Genomic DNA, 20,652 nt, shown 5'->3' on the forward strand with positions numbered 1-20,652 from the left:
GGTCCGCTCAGGTGGAGAGGTCACCGAGCCGGACGAGCTCGCGGAACTCGGGGCTCGTCTCCTGCAGCCCGGCGAACGTGCCCTGGCCGATGATCCGCCCCTGGTCCATCAGCACGATCTGATCGCAGCGCTTGACCGTGGAGAGACGGTGGGCGACCACGATGACCGTGATCCGTCCGCGCAGCGACTCGATCACCTCGGTGACCCGGCGTTCCGTGAGGTTGTCGAGGGCCGACGTCGCCTCGTCGAGCACGAGGAGGCGGGGCCGCCGGAAGAGCGCGCGCGCGATGCCCAGGCGCTGGCGCTGGCCGCCGGAGACGCCCACGGCCCCTTCGCCGATCACGGTGTCCAGCCCGTCGGGGAGCTCGTCCAGCCACTGCCCCAGCTGGGCTTCACGCAGCACGCGCTCCACCTCGGCCCGGTCCGCCGTCTGGGCGGCCTCGACGTCCAGGAGCACGTTGTGCAGCACCGTCCCGTTGACCACGGTGACGGACTGCGGGACGAACGCCACGTTGTCCCACCAGCCGCGCGGGTTGGCCTCGAGCTCCACCCCGTCCACGTAGACCCCGCCGCGCTGGGCGTGGTGGAAGCCGATGACCAGGTCCACCAGGGTGGTCTTGCCGGCACCGCTGCCGCCCACGAAGGCGTACGAGGAGCCGAAGGGGATGCGCAGGTCGATGTCGCGCAGGACCGGCTCGGCCTTGCCGGGGTAGGTGAAGGACGCGTCCCGCACCTCGATGGACTCCTCGAACGTGATGCGTTCGTAGGGCCGGTCCGCCGCGTGCAGGACCGGCTGCGCGGCGGCGAGCTCCGCCGTCGTGCGCTCGAAGGCCGGCCAGGAGGTGCGGATCTCGTTGGTGGTGGCCATGAGAGCGGCCATGGACGGCAGCACACGGAAGCCGGCCATCGCGAGCAGGGCGAGCGAGCCGAACGCCTCCTCGCCGCGGCCCTGGATGAAGGCCACGGCCACGAGCGCCGCGATGGCGGCCACGAAGGCGACCTCGAGCACGTAGCGCGGCATCATCGTGAGGATCATCTTGAGCCGCGTGGCTTCGGCGCTCTCCATGCGGGCCGCGCGGTACTCCTCCATGAAGGCCGAGTCGTTGCCGCGGATCTTCACGTCCTTGTAGTTCTCCAGGCCCTGCAGCGCCGCCGTGTTGGCCCGCTCCCCCGCGGTCACCAGGGTCCAGCCCAGGCGGGAGGCCGGGCGGCGGATCACGGTCTTGATCACCCAGGCGACGGCGAGGAAGTACAGGGCCATCCCGAGCCCCGTCAGCGGCATGGCGACGCCCACCACGACCGCCACCGCGACGAGCGTCACGGCCTCCGTGAGGAACGTGACGGACGCGTTCACCACCCCCGTGTACGCCATGCTGGAGGTGCCGGTCACGTTGTTGACCAGGGTGCCGACCGTGCGCGTCAGGTGCAGGCCGTAGTCGGCCCGGAGGTAGTAGCGCAGCAGCGTGGCGGACGTGCGGATGAGGTTCTGGTTGGTGAACCCCATGGTCCACCAGCGGAACGCGAGCACCAGGATCGCCTTGAGCAGGAAGGCCAGCACGATCACGACGGCGAAGGCCACCGTCTGCTCCGGCACCGTCACGGCCCCGAATCGGGCCAGCAGCCCCTCGAGCGCCGGCGAGCCCAGCTCCCCCGAGGTCAGCAGGCTGACGAGCGGGAGGATCGAGGCGAGCGCCACCATCTCGAGGCCGGCCACGAGGACGGACCCGAGGACCACGAACACGAGGCGGATCCGCATGGGGCGGTCCACCAGGTACTGCGTTCCCTCGGGCAGCCGGGCTTTGAGGAGTCGGGTCAGCACGTCGCCCATCCTAGGGGCCGGGTCTGGATCCGCTTAGAACGCCCCGTACACCCGGGCGGTGTTCTCGCTCACCGCGCGGGCGAGGGCCGCCACGTCGTCTCCGCGCGTCTCCGCCATGCCCCGCAGCGTCAGCGGGATCAGGTAGGGCGCGTTGGGGCGGCCCCGATGCGGATGCGGTGTGAGGAAGGGCGCGTCCGTCTCCACGAGCAGCAGCTCGGCCGGGGCGATCCGCAGCGCCTCGCGCAGCTCGTCGTTGGCCTTGAAGGTGACGGGACCGGCGAAGGACATGTGCCAGCCGTGCTCGGCGCACGTGCGGGCCAGATCGGGGCCGCCCGAGAAGCAGTGGAACACCACGTGCGGGGGCAGCCCGCCGTCGGCCGCCTCCTCGAGCAGGATTCGGACGACGTCGTCGTGCGCGTCCCGATCGTGGATCTGCAGGGCCGTGCCGAGTTCGCGGGCGAGTCGGATGTGCCGGCGGAAGGACTCCTGCTGCGCGGCGTGGCCGGCCTCGTCCTGCGTCCGGAAGTAGTCGAGGCCCGTCTCGCCGACGGCGCGCACGCGGGGGTGGCGGGCGAGCTCCGCGATCTGCGCGAACGCCTCCTCGAACTCGCCGCGCTCGGCCAGGCGGGCCGCGTCGTTGGGGTGCAGCGCCACGGCCCCGAGCAGGCGGGGCTCGGCCTCGATCGCCGCGATCGTGAACCGGGCCGAGGCGACGTCGCAGCCCACCTGGACCGCGCCGGTCACGCCCACGGCCTCCGCCGCGTCCATCGCCTGGTGGACGTCCACGCGGACCAGGCCGTCGCGGAAGTCGAGGTGCGTGTGGTTGTCCACGACGGGCACCGGCAGCGGCTCGGGTGCGGGCGGGTAATCGAGACGACGCTTGCGGCCCGACTTCTCCTCGTGGGCGTCCCGGCGCGGGCCGCCGTCGTCGTCCGGCTGCGGGGCGGGGGCACGGTAGGCGAGGGGGGTCTCGGATGCGTGGGCCATGCACCCCACTCTAGGGAGCCGAACCCGGGCCCCCGACATGCCTCGGGGGCGGCATCGGGTGGTATCCACGTCGGATACCACCCGATACCGCCCCCGGAGGACACGGCTCGGCGCGAGGGTCAGGCCTTCGTGGCCGCCCACGGGTCGGCGATGCCGATGTACTGCACCGAGGTGTACTCCTCGATGCCCTCGGCGCCACCCTCGCGGCCCAGGCCCGACTGCTTCACGCCGCCGAACGGCGCGGCCGGGTTGGAGATGACGCCCACGTTGTAGCCCATGAGGCCGAACTCGATGCTCTCGGCCACGCGGTACATCCGGGCCTGATCCTTGGTGAACACGTAGGAGGCGAGGCCGTACTCGGTGTCGTTGGCCATCTCGATGGCCTCCTCCTCGGAGGAGAAGGTCACGATCGGGGCCACGGGGCCGAAGATCTCCTGCTGGAGGATCGGGTTGCCCTTCTCCACCTTGATCGCGGTCGGCGCGTAGAAGTAGCCGTCGCCCTCGATCTTGTGGCCGCCGGTGAGCACTTCGCCGCCGGCCGCCACGGCGTCCCGGACGAGCTGGTCGATGTCGTCGCGCGCGCCCTCGTCCACGATCGGGCCGAGGGTGGACTCCGGGTCGGTGCCGCGCAGGGGCTTGAGCGCCTCGAGCTTGGCCACGAACTTCTGCGTGAACTCCTCGGCCACGTCCTCGTGCACGAGGAAGCGGTTGGCGGCGGTGCAGGCCTCGCCCATGTTGCGCATCTTCGCGGCGAAGGCGCCCTCGACGGCGGCGTCCAGGTCCGCGTCCTCGAAGACGATGAGCGGGGCGTTGCCGCCGAGCTCCATGGAGGTGCGCAGCACGTTGTCCGCCGCGTCCTTCATGAGGCGCACACCGACCGGGGTGGAACCGGTGAAGGACACCTTGCGCAGGCGCCGGTCCTGCAGGATCGGGCTGGAGATCGACGAGGCGGAGGAGCCCGCCACGACGTTGAGCACGCCCTTGGGCAGGCCGGCCTCCTGCATCACCTGCGCGAACAGCTGGGTGGTCAGCGGGGTCAGCTTGGCGGCCTTGAGGACCATGGTGCAGCCGGCGGCGACGGCGGGACCCACCTTGCGGGTGGCCATGGCCAGCGGGAAGTTCCACGGGGTGATCAGCAGGCACGGGCCCACCGGGCGATGGTGCACCTGCATGCGCAGCGTGCCCTCAGGCACGGTCAGGGTGCGGCCGTAGTGGCGGCAGGCCTCCTCGGAGAACCAGCGCAGGAAGCCGTTGCCGTACGTGACCTCGCCGCGGGCCTCGGCGAGCGGCTTGCCCATCTCGAGGGTCATCAGCAGCGCGAAGTCTTCGGCGCGCTCGTTGATCAGGTTGTAGGCGCGGCGCAGGATGTCGGCGCGCTCCTTGGCCGGGGTGCGGGCCCAATCGGCCTGCGCGGCGCAGGCGGCGTCGAAGGCGGCCATGGCGTCGTCGGAGTTCGCGTCCTGCAGGCTCGCGATGACCTTGCCGGTGGCCGGGTCCTTCACGTCGAAGGTCTTGCCGGAGGAGGCATCGCGCCACTCGCCGTCGATCAGCAGGCCGGTGGGGACGGACTCCAGCAGCGCCTTCTCGCGCTCAGCGGTCACGGTCATGATGCACCTCTTTCGGGGTCGGTGGTCGGAGGCGGCACGCCCCGCGTCCCTCAGGGGAACGGGTGGACGGCCACGGGTATTCCGACGCCGTCCGGCAGCGGTCGGCAGCGGCTCCACGGCTGATCCTAGCCAGGCCCCGGGGCCGCGCCATCGCGCATGAGCATCTGTGCAGCCGGGGACGTGTCAGCCCCGGGCCGCGAGCACCGCCTGGTAGAGCTCCCGGCTCCGCATCCCGTGGGCTCCGGCCACCGCGGCCACGGCCTCCTTGAGCCGGGTGCCGGACTCCACCAGCACCGCCACCTCGGCGACGGCGTCCGCCTCGGACGCCTCGGCGCCGGGCGCGGGCGGCCCGATCACCAGCACGATCTCCCCGCGGATCCCCTCCCCCGCGTGCCGCTCCGCAGCCCAGGCATGCACCTCGGCCGCGGTGCCGCGCACCACCTCCTCGTGCAGCTTGGTGAGCTCGCGGGCCACGCACACCGGCCGTTCCGCACCGAGGACCTCCACGACGACGGCCAGCGCGTCCGCCAGACGCTGCGGCGACTCGAAGGCGACCACGGTGCGGGCCTCGGTCAGCAGGGAGGTGAGCCATCGCCGTCGTTCCCCGTCCTTGCGGGGGACGAAGCCGTCGAAGGCGAACCGGTCCGTCGGCAGGCCGGAGAGGGCGAGCGCGGTGGTCACGGCGGAGGGGCCGGGCGCGCAGGTCACGGGCAGCCCTGCGGACACCGCGGCCGCCACGAGCCGGTACCCCGGGTCCGAGACCGTGGGCATGCCCGCGTCCGAGACCACCGCCACCGTGGCACCGCCCCGCACCTGGTCCAGCAGCCCCTGGGTCGAGGCCGCCTCGTTGTGCTCGTGATGGGCCACCACCCTGCCCGTCGGCGTGACGCCCAAACCGGCGCACAGGCGCCGCGCGGTCCTGGTGTCCTCGGCGGCGATCACGTCCGCCTCCGCCAGCAGCTCACGCAGGCGCGCGGACGCGTCCCCGAGGTTGCCGATGGGGGTGGCGGCCAGGACGATGCGGCCGGACGGGGACGGCAGATCAGTCGGTCTCGGGGTCATATGTCAAGATCGTAGAGGCACCGCCCCGAGCCCGCCCGGGCCCACGCCTCTCCGAAAGGTCAGGACCATGCCCGTCGAGCCCCGCATCTGCATCACGTCCGGTGGCGACGAGATCCGCCTGCGCTCCTACGTCAACCACGCGATCTACGCTCGAGAGCACGGGCTGGACTACCGGCTCGAGACGGGCATCGACCCGCATATCGTCACCAAGTTCGACTACAAGGTCGCCATCCTCCGCCGGCTGCTCCCACGTTATGACTGGCTCGTGTGGATGGACGACGATGCCTTCTTCACCGACTTCGAGGCGGACAACCTCCGACGCCTGATCTCCGAGGCCGAGCGTGACGACATCAGCCTGGTCATCGCCGAAGGGCCCACAGAGCCGAACGGGTTCTGGTCACGCATCAACACCGGGGTCATGCTGCTCCGGAACGACGAGACGGCGCGCACGATCGTGGAGTCGACCTCGACAGCGGACCTGGCCACGGTCCGGGCCTGGTGGGACAACGATCGCGACGGTCTGTTCACCCACGGCGACCAGGACCAGATGTGGTGGGCCATCCAGACGGGCGGGCACGCCAAGCGCGTCCGGATCGTCGGCCACCGAGAGCTGAACTCGCGCGGGCACTACTACGAGGACTCCCTGACGGACGCGTTCGTCATGCACTTCACGGGTTATCCGGACAAGGAACTCGGCATCGCCCGCTTCGCCGACCGCTTCGACATCGGACAGGAGATCGTCCCTGAGCCGCTCCTGGACAAGTATCACGTCAGAGTGCGCAGCCCCCTGAGGGGCGCCCGCCGTGTCTGGCGGGAACGCTCGGTGGACACGCTGGCAGCGGTCAAGTACCGGCTCCGCCCCCACAAGGACCGGATCCAGCGCGTCGCAGGGTTCCTCCCGCCCGCCGTGCGCCGCCGGTGGCCGCTCGGCCACGTCTGAGAGCAGGCCGCACGTCGAGGAGGCCTGCTCCACCCCGCCGCCTAGCATGGAGCCCGTGCCCGCCACCGCCCTCGCCCCCCGCCCCGCCGCCGTCGCGGCCGACGACGGTCCCTTCGGCGTCGCCGCCCTGCGCGCCCGCCTCGGGGTGAGTGCGGCGCCCCTGACGCGGTGGCACTGGATCCTGCCGCTGCTGGTCACGGTGATCGCCGGCGTCCTGCGGTTCACGAACCTGGCCCACCCGGACCAGCTGATCTTCGACGAGACCTACTACCCCAAAGACGCCTACTCCCTCCTGGAGTCCGGCTACGAGCGGCGGTGGGGCGAGGACGTCAACGACGCGTTCGCGCGCGGCGAGGCGGAGCCGCTCGAGGGAGCCGCCTACGTGGTGCACCCGCCGCTGGGCAAGTGGCTGATCGGCCTGGGCATGCTCGCGTTCGGCCCGGACAACGGGGTGGGCTGGCGGTTCAGCGCCGCGGTGGCCGGCACGCTGTCCGTCCTGCTGGTCACCCTCGCCACGCAGCACCTGCTGCGCTCGGTGTCCCTGGGCGCGGTCGCCGGGCTGCTGCTGGCCGTGGAGGGCCACCACCTGGTGATGTCCCGCATCGGGCTGCTGGACATCTTCCTCTCGTTCTTCGTGCTCGCGGCCTTCGCCGCGCTGCTGGCCGACCGCGTCCACGGGCGGCGGCTGCTCGCGGCGCGGCTCGCCCACGACGTCGCCCGGTTAGGACGCGACGCCCTGGCCAGCGGGCCGTGGCTCGGCTGGCGCCCGTGGCGACTGCTGGCGGGCGTGCTGCTGGGCGCCGGCTGCGCCGTGAAGCTCTCCGGGCTGGCGTTCATGGCGGCCTTCGGCCTGCTCACGGTCCTGTGGGACATGTCCGCGCGCCGGACCGCCGGGGTGCGGCACTGGGCGTGGGCCGGCGTCGAGAAGGACGGCCTGTACGCGTTCGTGGCCGTGGTGGGCGGCGGCCTGGTCGCCTACCTGGCCTCGTGGACCGGCTGGTTCGTCACGGAGGGCGGCTACTACCGGGACTGGCACCGGGACAACCCGCCGGAGGGCCTGCTCGCCGGGCTGGTCCCCGGTCCGCTGCGCTCCCTGTGGCACTACCACGTGGAGTCCACGACCTTCCACCAGGGCCTCACCAGCCCCCACGACTACGCCGCCAACCCGTGGACCTGGCCGTTCATGGGCCGGCCCGTGAGCTACTACTACGAGGGTGCAGAGCCCGGCGAGGGGATCTGCCCGGCGGACGCCGCGGGCGCGTGCTCGGCGGCCATCACGGACATCGCCAACCCGTTCGTGTGGTGGACGGGCCTGGCCGCCGTCCTCGTGTGCGTGTGGCTGCTGGTGCGCCACCGGGACTGGCGGGCCGGCGCCCTGCTCAGCGCCTACGTGGCCGGGCAGCTGGTGTGGTTCCTGTGGCCCGAGCGGACCATGTTCTTCTTCTACACGATCGCCTATGAGCCCTTCTTCGTGATGATGATCGCCCTGGCGCTCTCGCTGCTGCTGCGGCCGGGTCGCCGGCCCGGGCCCCGCTGGGGCTCGGCCCTGGTGCTGGCGTACGTGACGATCGCCGTCGCCGTGTCCCTGTTCTTCCTGCCCGTCTGGATCGGCGACGTCATCCCGTACAACCAGTGGCGCTGGCGGATGTGGTTCAGCAGCTGGATCTGACGGTCGCGTCCCGGGCGCGGGCGTGCCCGACCGCGCGCCGCACGCCCGGAAATGGATACGCTCGGACCGTGCAGAACCAGAGCCCCGTCCATGAGTCCGCCACCGAGCTCGTCGGCATGCCGCCGGCGGACTCCAACATCACGGACCTGATCGTCGCCTCCTGTGCCGACCGGCCGGACGCCCCCGTGTACGCCGTGCGCAACGGCGCGGGCGGCTGGGTGGACGTCCACTTCACCGCGTTCCTGACCCAGGTGCGCGCCGTGGCGGCCGGCCTCATCGCCCGCGGCGTCCAGCCCGGGGACCGGGTGGGCCTGTTCTCCCCCACCTCCTACGCGTGGGCCGTCCTCGACCAGGCCGTGTGGTTCGCCGGCGCCGTCTCCGTGCCGATCTACGAGACCTCCTCGGCCCACCAGGTGGAGCACATCGTCACGGACTCGGGCCTGCGGGTGGTCGCCGTCGGCAGCGAGGAGCTCGACGAGCGCGTCGCCGAGGCCGCCGGGCACGCGGGCGTGGACGTGGCGACGTTCCCGCTGACGGACGCCGGACTGGCGGAGCTGGCCGAGGCCGGCGCGTTCGTGTCGGACGACGCCGTCGAGCACGCCCGCTCCCTGGCGACCCTCGCCAGCCCCGCCTCGATCGTCTACACCTCCGGCACCACCGGCCGCCCGAAGGGCGCCGTGATCACGCACGGCAACTTCGTGGGCGCGGCCATCAACGTGCTGCACTTCGCGCGCGAGGTGGTCCAGTGGTCCCCGACGACGACGTCGCGCACCCTGCTCTTCCTCCCGCTGGCCCACGTGCTCGCCCACGCCGTCCAGGTCATCTGCCTGTACGCCCGCATCCAGGTGGCCCACTCCGGTTCCCCGGCCACGCTGCTCGGCGACCTCGCCTCCTTCCACCCCACGTGGTTGCTGGCCGTGCCGCGCGTGTTCGAGAAGGTCGAGGCCGGCATCGAGGCCAAGGCCCAGAAGGGCGGCACCGGGCCGATCTACGCGGCCGCCAAGCGCACCGCCATCGAGTGGTCCACGGCCGTGGACGAGGCCGAGTTCGGGGACGGCCCCGGGCCTTCGGCCCTGCTGCGCGCCCGGCGCGCGCTGTTCGACCGGCTGGTCTACCGCAAGATCCGGGAGGCCCTCGGCGGCGAGGTGATCTCGTGCGTGTCCGGCGCGTCCGCCCTCTCCCCGGAAGCTGGTGCACTTCTTCCGCGGCGCCGGCATCCCGATCGTGGAGGGCTACGGCCTCACGGAGACCACCGCGCCGGCCACCGTGAACATCCCCGGCGCGCACCGGGTGGGCACCGTGGGCCTGCCCGTGGCCGGGGTGACGGTGAAGATCGCCGAGGACGGCGAGATCCTCATCCGCGGCCCCGTGGTGTTCGACGGCTACCACGGCATGCCGAAGGCGTCGGCGGAGGCGATGGAGGACAACTTCTTCCGCACCGGGGACATCGGCGCGCTGGACGAGCACGGCTTCCTGCGGATCACCGGCCGCAAGAAGGACGTGATCATCACCGCCGGCGGCAAGAACGTATACCCCACGCCCATGGAGGAGGCGCTGCGCCAGCACCGGCTCATCGAGCACGTGGTGGTGGTCGGGGAGAACCGCCCGTTCGTGGGCGCCCTCATCACCCTGGACACCGAGGCCTTCACCCAGTGGGCCCTGGACCGCGAGCTCAGCCTCACGCCGGCCGAGGCCGCGACGGACCCCACCGTGCTGGCCTCGATCCAGGAGGCGGTGGACCAGGTCAACGGGGGCGTCTCCCGCGCCGAGTCCATCCGCCGCTTCCGCATCCTGGACCACCCGTTCACCGAGGACTCCGGGCACGTCACCCAGTCCCAGAAGCTCAAGCGGGCCCAGGTGATCGAGGACCACGCCGAGGACGTCGAGGCCCTCTACCGTCGCTGACCCCGCGCCCCCGGACGACGACGGGCCGGGAGGACGCCTCGTCCTCCCGGCCCGTTCCCGGTGCCATCCGGCGGCGGTCAGCGCACCACGGCGTCGTCCTCCCGGGCCCACCGCAGGCGGGTCCGCAGCAGCTGCTCGCGGCGGTCCGCGCTCAGCTCACGACGGCGGCGCGTAGGCCACGTGAGCACGAGCGTCACGAGGGACGCCAGCAGGGTCACCAGCCCGACCACCACGGCCGCGTCCACCCAGAACTGGCTCGGGTACAGGCGGATCAGCGCGTCCTGCACGGAGAACGTCCACGTGCCGTCCGCGAAGAACAGCGAGTGGAACCCGGCGAAGAACGTCTCCCAGCCCAGCACCGCCAGGACCGCGAGCGCGATCACCGCGAGCGGCAGCCACACGGCGCCGGCGAACAGGGCGCGGCGCACCCCGCCGGGGCTGGTGCGCAGCAGGGACGCGATGAGCAGGGCGCACACCACCACGAGCACGACGAGCGCCGCGGTGGCGATCCACAGCACGGTCTTCACGTCCGTCATGTGGTCGACCTCGACCTCGGTGAACAGGGGCGCGCCCTGGTGCGTGAGGCTGCTGAGATACCGCGGCCCGGCCAGATTGGTCACGTAGTCCAGCCCGGCGGAGCCGTAGTGCATGCGGTCGGCGAGGGTGAAGCCGAACCGGTCCGCGGGGAACCCGGGCCGGTGGTACTCCAGCCACAGGAACACCGGGCTCGCCACGAGGCGGACGGCGGCCAGCAGCAGGGCGAGCGGGGCGAGGATCGCCAGCAGCACCTGCGCCAGGCGCGGACCCGCCTTGGGCAGGCGCGCGCGCTCCTCCGGCGTGGGGCCCTGCAGGGCCGCAGCCTGCGCCACGGGGGCGGCGGTGCCGTCCTCGGGGTAGCGGTCGACCGGGGCGGCTGCGCTCGAACCCGCCGCGCGGGCCCCGACGGCGGCGCTCAGCGGGCCGAGCTCGTCGGCGCCGGGCAGCGGACGCCGGTCGCCCTCGGGCACGGCCCGGGAGGCGACGATGTCGCGGTCGGCGTCCGCGGCCGGGCGGTCGGCGTCACGTCGGTCCGCGGCCGCCGCGTCCCCGCCGCGCAGCGCGGCGAGGTCCTCGGGGCTGAGCGCCGAGGTGTGCTGGGCGCCGCCGTCGTCGTCCCGGCCCATGGCGGGCAGCGCCTGGGTGCGGTTCGGATCGTCGGCGGCGTCGTCCTCGACGAACGCGCCGTAGTCCAGCCCGGATTCGAAGTCCTCCGCCCCGGCGCGCTCGTCGCGCCCGCGGCCGGCCTGATGGGAAGCCATGCTCGTGCCTCTCTCGAGTGGGTCCGTCCGCCCGCGGGCGCCGGGGATCAGTAGCGGTAGTGGTCGGCCTTGTAGGGGCCGGCCACGTCCACGCCGAGGTACTCGGCCTGGACCTTGGTCAGCTCGGTCAGCCCGACGCCGAGGGCGTCCAGGTGCAGGCGGGCGACCTTCTCGTCCAGCACCTTGGGCAGCGTGTAGACGCGCTTCTCGTAGTGCTCACCGGTCAGGGCGCCGGTGCCCGTGGAGCCGCCGAAGAGCTCGATCTGCGCCATCACCTGGTTGGTGAAGGACGCGCTCATCACGAACGAGGGGTGGCCGGTGGCGTTGCCGAGGTTCAGCAGGCGACCCTCGGAGAGCACGATGATGCTGCGCTCGGCCTCCGTGCCGCCGTCCAGGGTCCACTCGTGGACCTGCGGCTTGATCTCCGTCTTCACGACGCCGGGGATGCGGGCCAGGCCGGCCATGTCGATCTCGTTGTCGAAGTGGCCCACGTTGCCCACGATGGCCTTGTCCTTCATGGCGGCCATGTGCTCGGCCATGATGATGTCCTTGCCGCCGGTGGTGGTGACGAAGATGTCGCCCTCGCCCACCACGTCCTCGAGGCGGGCCACCTGGTAGCCGTCCATCGCGGCCTGCAGCGCGCAGATCGGGTCGATCTCCGTGACGATCACGCGGGCACCCTGGCCGCGCAGGGCCTCGGCGGCACCCTTGCCGACGTCGCCGTAGCCGCAGACCACGGCGACCTTGCCACCGATCAGCACGTCCGTGGCGCGCATGATGCCGTCCGGCAGGGAGTGGCGGATGCCGTACTTGTTGTCGAACTTGGACTTGGTCACGGCGTCGTTCACGTTGATCGCCGGGAAGAGCAGGCGGCCCTCCTGCGCCAGCTGGTAGAGGCGCAGCACGCCCGTGGTGGTCTCCTCGGAGACGCCGCGCAGGGTGCCGGCGGTGCGGGTCCAGTGCTGCGGGTCGCGGGCCAGCGAGCGGCGCAGCGTCTCGAGGATGATCCGGTACTCCTCGGGATCGTCCTCGGTGGCGCTGGGCACGGCGCCCGCGGCCTCGAACTCGACGCCCTTGTGCACCAGCAGGGTGGCGTCGCCGCCGTCGTCCAGGATCATGTTGGGGCCGCGCTCCGGATCCTCGTCCGCGCCCGGCCAGGTGAGGATCTGCGAGGCGGTCCACCAGTAGTCCTCGAGGGACTCGTTCTTCCAGGCGAACACCGGCACGCCCTGCGGGTCCTCGGGGGTTCCCGAGCCCACGACGACGGCGGCCGCGGCCTCGTCCTGCGTGGAGAAGATGTTGCAGGAGGCCCACCGGACCTCGGCGCCGAGGGCGATGAGGGTCTCGATGAGCACGGCGGTCTGCACGGTCATGTGCAGGGAGCCGGCGATGCGGGCGCCCTTGAGCGGCTGGGCCTCCCCGTACTCCTCGCGCAGGGACATCAGCCCCGGCATCTCGTGCTCGGCCAGGCGGATCTGGTGGCGGCCCGCCTCGGCCAGGGACAGGTCCCGGACCGTGAAGTCGAACGAGGCACCGGGCACGGTGGTGCGGTTGGCGAAGGCCGGGTCGACGTCGGGGGTGCGGAACTCTGCGGAGGTCTCAGTCATGCCCTCCAGCCTAGCGAGGCCCAGGACGGCACGACACGTGCCGCGTCAGTCCCCGTCACGCACCACGCGCAGCCCGGGGCGGGCCGGCGGGACGGCCATGGGCCGGGTGGGGACCGTGCGCACGCCGCCGTCCGCGTCGACGGCCTCGTAGTGCTCGGGCAGCTCCAGCCGCAGCACCTCCCAGCCGCGCGGGGCCGTGGTGCGCCGAGCGTGCTCGCCGCAGAGGTCGTACGTGTGCGGCTCCGCCCGGCGCGACAGGGGCCCGATGACCACCTGCGAGTCCGCGTAGTTGTACGTCAGCGTGGCCAGGGCAGGGCTCTGGCATCCGGTCTTGCTGCAGCGTCGCATGGGTCCCACGCCCGCCACCCTACTCGGCGGACGGCCCGGAGCGGTGGCCTACCATGGCGCGCATGACCGCGTCCGCCTCCTCCGATCCCCTCGACCCCCTGCCGTTCCGGGCGGGCGACGCCGCGGGGGCCGAGCCGGGCGTCGAGGGCGGCCCGGCCGAGGCCGGCGTCTCCTCCCCCACGGGGCGCGGCGTCCGGGACCGCCGTGGCCGAGGGCTGCGGCATCCGCGCCCGTTCGGTGCGCGCTCGGAGCGGGGCCGGGGCGAGGCGCTGCTGACCGCCGTCGAGAAGGCGGTGGACCGGCTGGGCTCCCTGGACGCGCCCGGGCTGCGGCACGTGACCGCGCGGGTGGAGCGCATCCCGGACCGGCTCGACGAGCGGCTGCGCGAGCTGCACGCCGGCCGGGAACGGGATGAGGAGGCGCTGTTCGCGCGGGCCGAGCGGCAGGGCCGGGACGGGGTGCTGATCACCCTGTTTGAGCGGCCGCTGCGGGACGCGGCCGACCCGGCCGACCTCGAGGGGGCCGTCTACGGGGTGGCGCTGAGCCGTTGCGCCGACGCGCTGGGCGTGGACCCGCAGGTGCTCGACCCCAGCTGGGGCCGCGGCTGAGCCCGGACCGGGTGGTCCGCGCCGGGCACCGCGCCCGGCGGATGAGCGCGGTGCGTCAGGCGCGGGCGCGGCGCAGGCGGCGACGCTCGCGCTCGGAGAGCCCGCCCCAGATGCCGAAGCGCTCGTCGTTCGCCATGGCGTACTCCAGGCACGCGTCCTTGACGGTGCAGGCCTCGCACACGCGCTTGGCGTCCCGCGTGGAGCCGCCCTTCTCCGGGAAGAACGCCTCGGGGTCCGTCTGCGCGCACAGGGCGTCCGCCTGCCAGGCCAGCTCGCCCTCGACGGGCTCGGTGGTCACGCCCGGGATGGCGGCCCAGTCGGCGGAGACGGGCACGGCCTCGACCGGACGCGCGTCACCGGGGAAGAGGGCGGTGACGGTGGCGGCCGGGGTGCCGGTCTCGCCGTCGAGGTCGTGGGCGGTGAGGAAGGCGGTCGCCTGATCCTCGAGGCTCGCGCTGGAGACGCTGGCCTGCGGGTCGGCGGGGTCGAGGAACCAGTCGCTGGGGACGCTCCGCGGACGAGGCGCCGGCGCGGGATCGGCGCGGTGCGCGTCCTCGACTCGCTGGGTTTGCTCCATGTGTGACGCCTCTTCCCGGGATCGACGTGGCGGTGTGGGCCGGGTGACCATGCGGTCCGCGCGGGTGCCGGGCAATCCGGCGGGCCCCTCCTGGCGGGACCGTTGGCCCGGGTTCATTACATCGGTGTGATTCATGCCGAGTCAAACCGAGCGGGTGCCACACTGGGCCCATGGTCTCCCTCTCCGTGCCCCGGTCCACCGGCCCCCTCGTGCTCCGCCTCGCCTCCTCCCCGCGGCCCGCGCTCGTCCAGGAGCCGGGGGCCCCGGACGAGCCCGGCGCGGTGGACCAGCGCATCGAGCTCTCGGGCCGTGTGACCGTGAACTGGGCCGCCAAGTTCGCGGGCCTGCTCGGCGCCGAGGGCATCGGCGCGGGCGACGCCGTCGCCCTGGACCTGCCCGTCCACTGGCTCTCCCACGCCCTCGCCCTCGGCGTGCTCTGCGCCGAGGCCGAGCCCGCCCTCGACGGCGACTCCCCCGCCGCCGTCCTCACGGACCGGCCCGAGGCGTGGCCGGACCCGTCCGTGGCCGTCTTCGCCGTGGCCCTGCCGCGCGGCCTCGAGCCCGAGTTCGACGGCCCGGCCGCCGACCCGGCCGTCGTGGACGTGGCCGCCGAGATCCGCGCCCAGCCGGATGCCCTGCCCGGCCCCGTGGATCACGTGCGGCCCGCGTCGATCCCGGCCGGGGCCGACGTCGCCCCGGACGACGACGGCCCGCGCCCCCGCCTGACGTGGGCGGGAGTGCGGGCCGCGCTGGAGGCGTGGGACGCGGGTCGGGCGGTGACCGTGCGCCCCTGACGGGGCGGCGGGGTCAGGCCGGGGCGCTCAGACCCCGGCGTCGGGGGTACGGTGCCGGCCGCGCGGACGCAGCTGGTCCTCGCGCAGCACGGGCATCTGGCCGGTGATGATCGCGAGGTCGTTGGCGAAGCCGGGCTCCACGTCCAGCTTCTCCTTGAACACCCAGAACCGGTAGGCGAAGTAGCGGAACACGGTGCCGAAGAACAGGCCGATCACGTTGCCGGCGATGAACAGGCCGGTCGGGTCGGTCACGCCCAGCAGGTACTGCGCGATCGCCACGCAGCCGGCCTGGATGCCCAGCCCGATCGCGTTCATGATCAGGAACATCACGAGCTCGCGCGTCTTGTTCGAGGAGCGCTTGTCCCGGAACGTCCAGTAGCGGTTGGCGACCCAGCTGAACAGGGTGGCGACGACGCCGCCCACGATCTTGGCCTTGACGTTGGACCCCTCGAGCGGGCCGGTCATCATCCACCAGAAGACGAGCGAGTCCACCACGAACGCGGCCGCACCGACGGTGCCGAACTTGGCCACCTCCCGCCACAGCAGGGAGGCCATCCCGGTCAGGCGGCCCCAGAGATCGGACAGCATGGGCGTGGACTCCTCGGTTCAAGACGGGGGTGTGCACGCGGGCCGGACCCGCGCAGGGCTGGGGAACACTGTAGCCGCGCCCCCGGCGCGCGACCTCCTCGGATCCGGCGTCGGCCGCCCCTCCGTGACGGAGTTCTCAGCCGGTCCGACTACCCTGTGCGGGTGACTTCCCCTCGACTCGGTGTGATCGGTGGCGGGCAGCTGGCCCGCATGATGGCGGGCGCGGCCGCGGAGCTCGGCGTGCCCTTCCGCGTGCTCGCGGAGGCCCCGGACGCGTCAGCGGCCCAGGTCGCCCCCCACGTGGTCGGCGACCACGCGGACCTCGCGGACCTGAGGGCGTTCGCGGCCACGGTGGACGTGGTGACCTTCGACCACGAGCACGTGCCCACCGAGCACCTGCGGGCCCTGCAGGAGGCCGGCGTCGCCGTGCGCCCCGGCCCCGAGGCGCTGCAGCACGCGCAGGACAAGCTGGTCATGCGCGCCGCCGTCGAGCGGCTGGGCCTGCCGAACCCGGCGTGGGCGCCGGTCGACGACCTCGAGGCCGTCCTCGCCTTCGGCGACGAGCACGGTTGGCCGATGATCCTCAAGACCGCCCGCGGCGGCTACGACGGCAAGGGCGTGCTCAAGCTCGACGACCCCGACGACGCCCGCGCCTCCGCCGCGGACGGCACCCTGGCCGCGTGGCTCGGCGCCGGCATCGCCCCGCTGCTGGCCGAGGCCCTCGTCCCCTTCTCCCGTGAGCTCTCCGCGCAGGTGGCGCGCACCCCCTCCGGTGAGGTGGCCGTCTACCCCATCGTCGACTCGGTCCAGGTGGCCGGCGTGTGCGACCTCGTGGTCGCCCCGGCCCAGGACCTCGACCCGGCCGTCGCCGCGGCCGCGACCGCCGCGGCCGTCCGCCTCGCCGAGGAGCTGGACGTCACCGGCATGCTCGCGGTCGAGCTGTTCGAGACGCCGGGGGTCGGCCCGGGCTTCCAGGTGAACGAGCTGGCCATGCGCCCCCACAACTCCGGCCACTGGTCCATGGACGGCGCCGTCACCGGCCAGTTCGAGCAGCACGTCCGCGCCGTGCTCGACCTGCCGCTGGGTGAGACGGCCCCCCGCGGGGCCGGCGTCGTGATGAAGAACGTCCTCGGCGGCGCCCGCGAGGACCTGCACGCCGGCAGCGTCGTGGCCCTCGCCGCCCACCCGCAGGCCAAGGTCCACCTCTACGGCAAGGACGTGCGCCCGGGCCGCAAGGTCGGTCACGTCAACGTCGTCGCGGACCACGGCCTCAGCCTCGAGGAGGCCGTGCGGACCGCCGAGTCCGCCGCCGCACTCCTGCGCGACGACGCCCCCACCACCGGCACCGAGACGGAGGCCCGCCCATGACCGCCACGCCCCAGACCCCCGCCCAGCCCCTGCAGGACGACGCCCCGGTCGTCTCCGTCGTGATGGGCTCCGACTCTGACTGGCCCGTGATGAGCGCGGCCGCCGAGGCCCTGCGCGAGCTCGACGTGCCCGTCGAGGTCGGCGTGGTCTCCGCGCACCGCATGCCCCACGAGATGGTGGAGTTCGGCGCCCGCGCGCACGAGCGCGGCATCCGCGTGATCGTGGCCGGCGCGGGCGGCGCGGCGCACCTGCCCGGGATGCTCGCCGCCGTCACCCCCCTGCCCGTGATCGGCGTGCCCGTGAAGCTCAAGAGCCTGGACGGGATGGACTCCCTGCTCTCGATCGTCCAGATGCCCGCCGGCGTGCCGGTGGCCACCGTCTCCATCGACGGCGCCCGCAACGCCGGCCTGCTGGCCACCCGCATCCTCGCCTCGGCCGACACCGCGGAGGGCGACCGCCTGCGCGCCGCCCTCGCCGAGCACGCCGACGAGCTCAACGCCCAGGCCCGGGCCAAGGGGGCCCGCCTGCGCGAGCAGATGGCCGCCGACCGCTGATGTCGCCCGCCACCGGATCCGTCCCCGCCGGTCACGCGCAGCCCGACCCGCTCCGAGATCCACGCGTCGCCTCCCCCACCGAGCGCACCCGCCGGGCGCTGATCCTCACCGCCCTGACCCTGCTGGTCCCCGGCGGCGCCCAGCTCGTCGCCGGCAGCCGCCGGCTCGGCCGCGTGGCGCTGCGGGTCACCGTCACCGTGTGGGCCGTGCTGATCCTCGGGCTGCTGTGGTGGCTGGTCTCCCGCGCGAGCCTGATCTCGCTGATGGCCCGGGACGGCGTGCTGCTGGGGCTCGCGGTGGTCCTGGCGGCGTTGGCGGTGGGCTGGGCGGTGCTCTGGGTGGACACGTTCCGGCTGATCCGGCTGCACCTGCTCGCCCCCGGCGCGCGGAAGATCACGGCGGCGGTCACCGCGCTCGCGCTCGTGCTCACCAGCGGCGCCCTGCTCTACGGCGGCTGGGCCGCGAACACGAGCCGCGGCGCGCTCGGCGAGGTCTTCCGGGAGGGGCCGGCCGTCCCGGAGGCCGAGGGCCGCTACAACATCCTGGTCCTGGGCGCGGACGCCGGCGAGGGCCGCCAGGGGCTGCGCCCGGACTCCATGCACGTGGTCTCCGTGGACGCCCGCACCGGCGCCATCGTGATGTTCTCCCTGCCCCGCAACCTGCAGAACGCGCCGTTCGTCGAGGGCTCCCCGCTGTGGGACGTGTACCCGAACGGCTTCGACTGCGGCGACGAGTGCATCCTCAACGCCCTCTACACGGACGTGGAGGAGCACCACGCAGACCTCTACCCGGACGCCGAACACCCCGGTGCCGAGGCCATGAAGGACGCCGCCGGCGGCATCCTCGGGTTGGACATCTCCGGCTACGCCCTCATGGACATGGGCGGCTTCGCCCAGCTGATCGACGCCATGGGCGGGGTGGACGTCGTCAGCGGCGGCTACGTGGTCCACCGCGGCGTCCGGCCCGACGGCGCCTGGGGCAACATCTGGTGGGAGCCGGGCACCCACCACTTCAACGGCGACGACGCGCTCGCCTTCGCCCGCTCCCGGCAATGGTCCACCGACTACGCCCGCATCCGCCGGCAGCAGTGCATGCAGGCGGCCATGCTGGAGCAGTTCAGCCCCGCCACCGTGCTCACCCGCTTCGAGGGGATCCTCGCGGCGGGCCAGCAGATCGTGACCACCGACCTGCCGCAGTCCCAGCTGGGCACGTTCGTGGACCTCGCCGAGCGCTCGCGCGGCCACAAGATGCGGCGGCTGACCGTCGGCCCGCCCGACTTCGGCGACACGGGCACCCACTTCACCACCTATCCCGACTACGACCTCGTCCACCGCCGCGTGGACGAGATGCTGGCCGACGAGTCCGCAACCGCCGGGTCGGACCCGACCGGCGTCACGGCGACGCCGCTGCTCACCGCGCTGGCCGTCGTCGCGCAGGAGACGCAGACCCCCGACGTCGACGAGGATGACCCGGCCACGTGGCCGGCCCCGCCGACCCGCTCCGACGGCAAGCCCTTCACCGCCGAGGACCTGATGATGGCCGAGGACCTGGGCCAGGAGGACGTGCTGAACCACGCGTCCTCGACGAACGGGCTGTGCGTCCCCGCCCCGTGAGGCGCGACGCGCGGGCCGACGGGCTGATCTAGGCTGGGCGCATGCACGTCCTGAAGCCCGTGATCCGTGACTACGCCTGGGGCTCCCCCACGCTCCTCGCCGACCTGCAGGGACGCGAGCCCACCGGCCGCCCCGAGGCCGAGCTGTGGCTGGGCGACCATCCGGGCGCCCCGTGCGTCGCCGTCGTGGCGGACGGCGCCCACGTCGGCCTGGACGAGGTGGTGGCCGCGGACCCGGAGCGCTGTCTCGGGCCCGCCGCGCCGGAGGGCCGACTGCCCTTCCTGATGAAGCTGCTCGCCGCGGGCGCCCCGCTGTCCATCCAGGCGCACCCCACCCTGGAGCAGGCCCGCGCGGGCTTCGCCGCGGAGGAGGCCGCCGGCGTGCCGGTTGACGCCCCGGAGCGCAACTACATGGACGCGAACCACAAGCCGGAGATGCTGCTCGCGCTGACCCCCTTCGCGGCGATGTGCGGCTTCCGCTCCCCCGAGGTCTCCTCGGACAGCTTCGAGGCCCTGGCCCGCGCCCTCACGGAGCGGGCGGACGGGGACACGTCCGCCGTCGCCGTCGCCGCCGCCCGGATCAGCCAGGCCCTCGCCGCCGGGGACCTCGAGGACGCGTTCACCTCGATCCTCGACCCCGACTCCGTGTGGGGCGCCCCCGGCGCCGTCGCGCAGGTCGTGGACGTGCTGCGGGCTGCGCCGGACCTGGCCGAGCGCGACCCCTCGCTGGCCACGGCCCTCGAGGTCGCCCAGCACCACCCGGACGACCCCGGCGTGGTGGTGGCCATCCTGCTCAACCGCGTGGACCTGGCCCCGGGTCAGGCCATCCATCTGCCCGCCGGCAACGTGCACGCGTACCTGCACGGGCTGGGCGTGGAGGTCATGGCGGCCTCGGACAACGTGCTGCGCGGCGGACTCACCACGAAGCACGTGGACGTGCCCGAGCTGCGCCGCGTGGTCACCTTCGAGGCGCTGCCGGTGCCCTCCACCGAGCCCGAGCGCGTGGCCGACTCCGTGGTGGCCTTCCGCCCGCCGTTCGAGGAGTTCGAGCTGCTCCAGGCCACGCTCGAGGACGACGCCGTCCACGGACTCGACGTGCACGGGCCCGGGATCGCGGTGGTCACCCGCGGCACGGCGAGCCTGGCCCTGGCAGGCCAGGAGATCGAGCTGGGCCCGGGCGAGGCCGTGTTCCTGCCCGCCGCGGAGACGGCGTCCGGCCCGCTGGCCGTCCGCGCCGCGGCCGGCGCCCCGGCGACGGTGCACGTGGCCGGCCTGCCGCGGGGCTGAGCCCGGCAGACCGGCCCGCGGG

General features: G+C 73.4%; 17 protein-coding genes and 1 pseudogene. 9 read left to right on the forward strand and 9 right to left on the reverse strand.

Annotated features, from left to right (window positions below):
* Positions 1-7 precede the first annotated feature (7 nt).
* The 4 genes from SOY78_RS10070 to rsmI all read right to left on the reverse strand — a co-directional run bounded on the left by SOY78_RS10070 (position 8) and on the right by rsmI (position 5,475).
* Entirely contained in the window at positions 8-1,819 is a 1,812-nt protein-coding gene (locus SOY78_RS10070; RefSeq protein ID WP_141843379.1) for an ABC transporter ATP-binding protein, read from the reverse strand.
* 33 nt (positions 1,820-1,852) lie between these two features.
* Positions 1,853-2,806: a TatD family hydrolase gene (locus tag SOY78_RS10075; protein ID WP_317676345.1), complete on the reverse strand. Its 954-nt coding sequence runs from the start codon at positions 2,804-2,806 to the stop codon at positions 1,853-1,855.
* A 119-nt stretch (positions 2,807-2,925) separates the two neighbouring features.
* Complete coding sequence (locus SOY78_RS10080) at positions 2,926-4,413, reverse strand: NAD-dependent succinate-semialdehyde dehydrogenase (protein ID WP_324701527.1); 1,488 nt, start codon at positions 4,411-4,413, stop codon at positions 2,926-2,928.
* 183 nt (positions 4,414-4,596) lie between these two features.
* The gene (gene rsmI / locus SOY78_RS10085; RefSeq protein WP_036384949.1) at positions 4,597-5,475 is read right to left on the reverse strand and encodes a 16S rRNA (cytidine(1402)-2'-O)-methyltransferase; all 879 of its coding nucleotides are present in this window, start codon (positions 5,473-5,475) and stop codon (positions 4,597-4,599) included.
* 67 nt (positions 5,476-5,542) lie between these two features.
* Here rsmI and SOY78_RS10090 point away from each other — a divergent pair, with 67 nt between their 5' ends.
* The 3 genes and pseudogenes from SOY78_RS10090 (at position 5,543) to SOY78_RS10100 (ending at position 9,989) form a co-directional block, all read left to right on the forward strand.
* Positions 5,543-6,415, forward strand: a complete 873-nt coding sequence (locus tag SOY78_RS10090; RefSeq protein ID WP_036384950.1) for a hypothetical protein — start codon at positions 5,543-5,545, stop codon at positions 6,413-6,415.
* Between the two features lie 55 nt (positions 6,416-6,470).
* Entirely contained in the window at positions 6,471-8,084 is a 1,614-nt protein-coding gene (locus SOY78_RS10095) for a dolichyl-phosphate-mannose--protein mannosyltransferase (RefSeq protein WP_416383412.1), read from the forward strand.
* Between the two features lie 68 nt (positions 8,085-8,152).
* A pseudogene (locus SOY78_RS10100) lies at positions 8,153-9,989 on the forward strand (AMP-dependent synthetase/ligase).
* A gap of 77 nt (positions 9,990-10,066) precedes the next feature.
* Here the strand turns inward: SOY78_RS10100 and SOY78_RS10105 are convergent.
* The 3 genes from SOY78_RS10105 to SOY78_RS10115 are packed head-to-tail and all read right to left on the reverse strand — an operon-like array spanning position 10,067 to position 13,242.
* Positions 10,067-11,287, reverse strand: coding sequence for a TIGR01906 family membrane protein (locus SOY78_RS10105; protein ID WP_141843367.1), 1,221 nt, complete (start codon positions 11,285-11,287; stop codon positions 10,067-10,069).
* Positions 11,288-11,334: 47 nt separating this feature from the next.
* Positions 11,335-12,894 carry an adenosylhomocysteinase gene (gene ahcY / locus SOY78_RS10110; protein WP_220478842.1) on the reverse strand — a complete coding sequence of 520 codons (1,560 nt, stop codon included), beginning with the start codon at positions 12,892-12,894 and terminating at the stop codon, positions 11,335-11,337.
* A 45-nt stretch (positions 12,895-12,939) separates the two neighbouring features.
* Entirely contained in the window at positions 12,940-13,242 is a 303-nt protein-coding gene (locus SOY78_RS10115; RefSeq protein WP_020628239.1) for a DUF3499 family protein, read from the reverse strand.
* Positions 13,243-13,304: 62 nt separating this feature from the next.
* On the opposite strand from SOY78_RS10115, the gene SOY78_RS10120 reads away from it, so the two are divergent.
* Positions 13,305-13,850: a hypothetical protein gene (locus SOY78_RS10120; protein ID WP_254184041.1), complete on the forward strand. Its 546-nt coding sequence runs from the start codon at positions 13,305-13,307 to the stop codon at positions 13,848-13,850.
* A gap of 55 nt (positions 13,851-13,905) precedes the next feature.
* Here the strand turns inward: SOY78_RS10120 and SOY78_RS10125 are convergent, their stop codons facing one another.
* Positions 13,906-14,427 carry a WhiB family transcriptional regulator gene (locus SOY78_RS10125; RefSeq protein WP_080696049.1) on the reverse strand — a complete coding sequence of 174 codons (522 nt, stop codon included), beginning with the start codon at positions 14,425-14,427 and terminating at the stop codon, positions 13,906-13,908.
* A 170-nt stretch (positions 14,428-14,597) separates the two neighbouring features.
* Here SOY78_RS10125 and SOY78_RS10130 point away from each other — a divergent pair, with 170 nt between their 5' ends.
* Positions 14,598-15,221: a hypothetical protein gene (locus tag SOY78_RS10130; protein ID WP_095695405.1), complete on the forward strand. Its 624-nt coding sequence runs from the start codon at positions 14,598-14,600 to the stop codon at positions 15,219-15,221.
* A gap of 27 nt (positions 15,222-15,248) precedes the next feature.
* On the opposite strand, the gene SOY78_RS10135 is transcribed toward SOY78_RS10130, so the two are convergent.
* Positions 15,249-15,809, reverse strand: coding sequence for a GtrA family protein (locus tag SOY78_RS10135; protein ID WP_002854495.1), 561 nt, complete (start codon positions 15,807-15,809; stop codon positions 15,249-15,251).
* 162 nt (positions 15,810-15,971) lie between these two features.
* Between SOY78_RS10135 and SOY78_RS10140 the strand changes: the two genes are divergently transcribed.
* From SOY78_RS10140 to manA, 4 genes are read left to right on the forward strand one after another with little or no spacing between them, the layout of a single operon-like run.
* Positions 15,972-17,177, forward strand: coding sequence for a 5-(carboxyamino)imidazole ribonucleotide synthase (locus SOY78_RS10140; RefSeq protein WP_095695791.1), 1,206 nt, complete (start codon positions 15,972-15,974; stop codon positions 17,175-17,177).
* Positions 17,174-17,731: a 5-(carboxyamino)imidazole ribonucleotide mutase gene (gene purE, locus SOY78_RS10145; protein WP_141843365.1), complete on the forward strand. Its 558-nt coding sequence runs from the start codon at positions 17,174-17,176 to the stop codon at positions 17,729-17,731. Before SOY78_RS10140 ends, purE begins: the two co-directional genes overlap by 4 nt.
* On the forward strand, positions 17,731-19,344 hold the full coding sequence (locus tag SOY78_RS10150; protein WP_036384957.1) for an LCP family protein: 1,614 nt from the start codon (positions 17,731-17,733) through the stop codon (positions 19,342-19,344). The genes purE and SOY78_RS10150 overlap by 1 nt, the downstream gene beginning before the upstream one ends.
* A 41-nt stretch (positions 19,345-19,385) precedes the next feature.
* Positions 19,386-20,630 (forward strand): mannose-6-phosphate isomerase, class I, encoded by a 1,245-nt coding sequence (gene manA, locus SOY78_RS10155; protein ID WP_036384958.1) that lies wholly within the window; start codon positions 19,386-19,388, stop codon positions 20,628-20,630.
* Positions 20,631-20,652 lie beyond the last annotated feature (22 nt).

The sequence above is a fragment of the Micrococcus sp. HOU01 genome, assembly GCF_035609305.1.
GTDB classification, from domain to species: domain Bacteria; phylum Actinomycetota; class Actinomycetes; order Actinomycetales; family Micrococcaceae; genus Micrococcus; species Micrococcus luteus.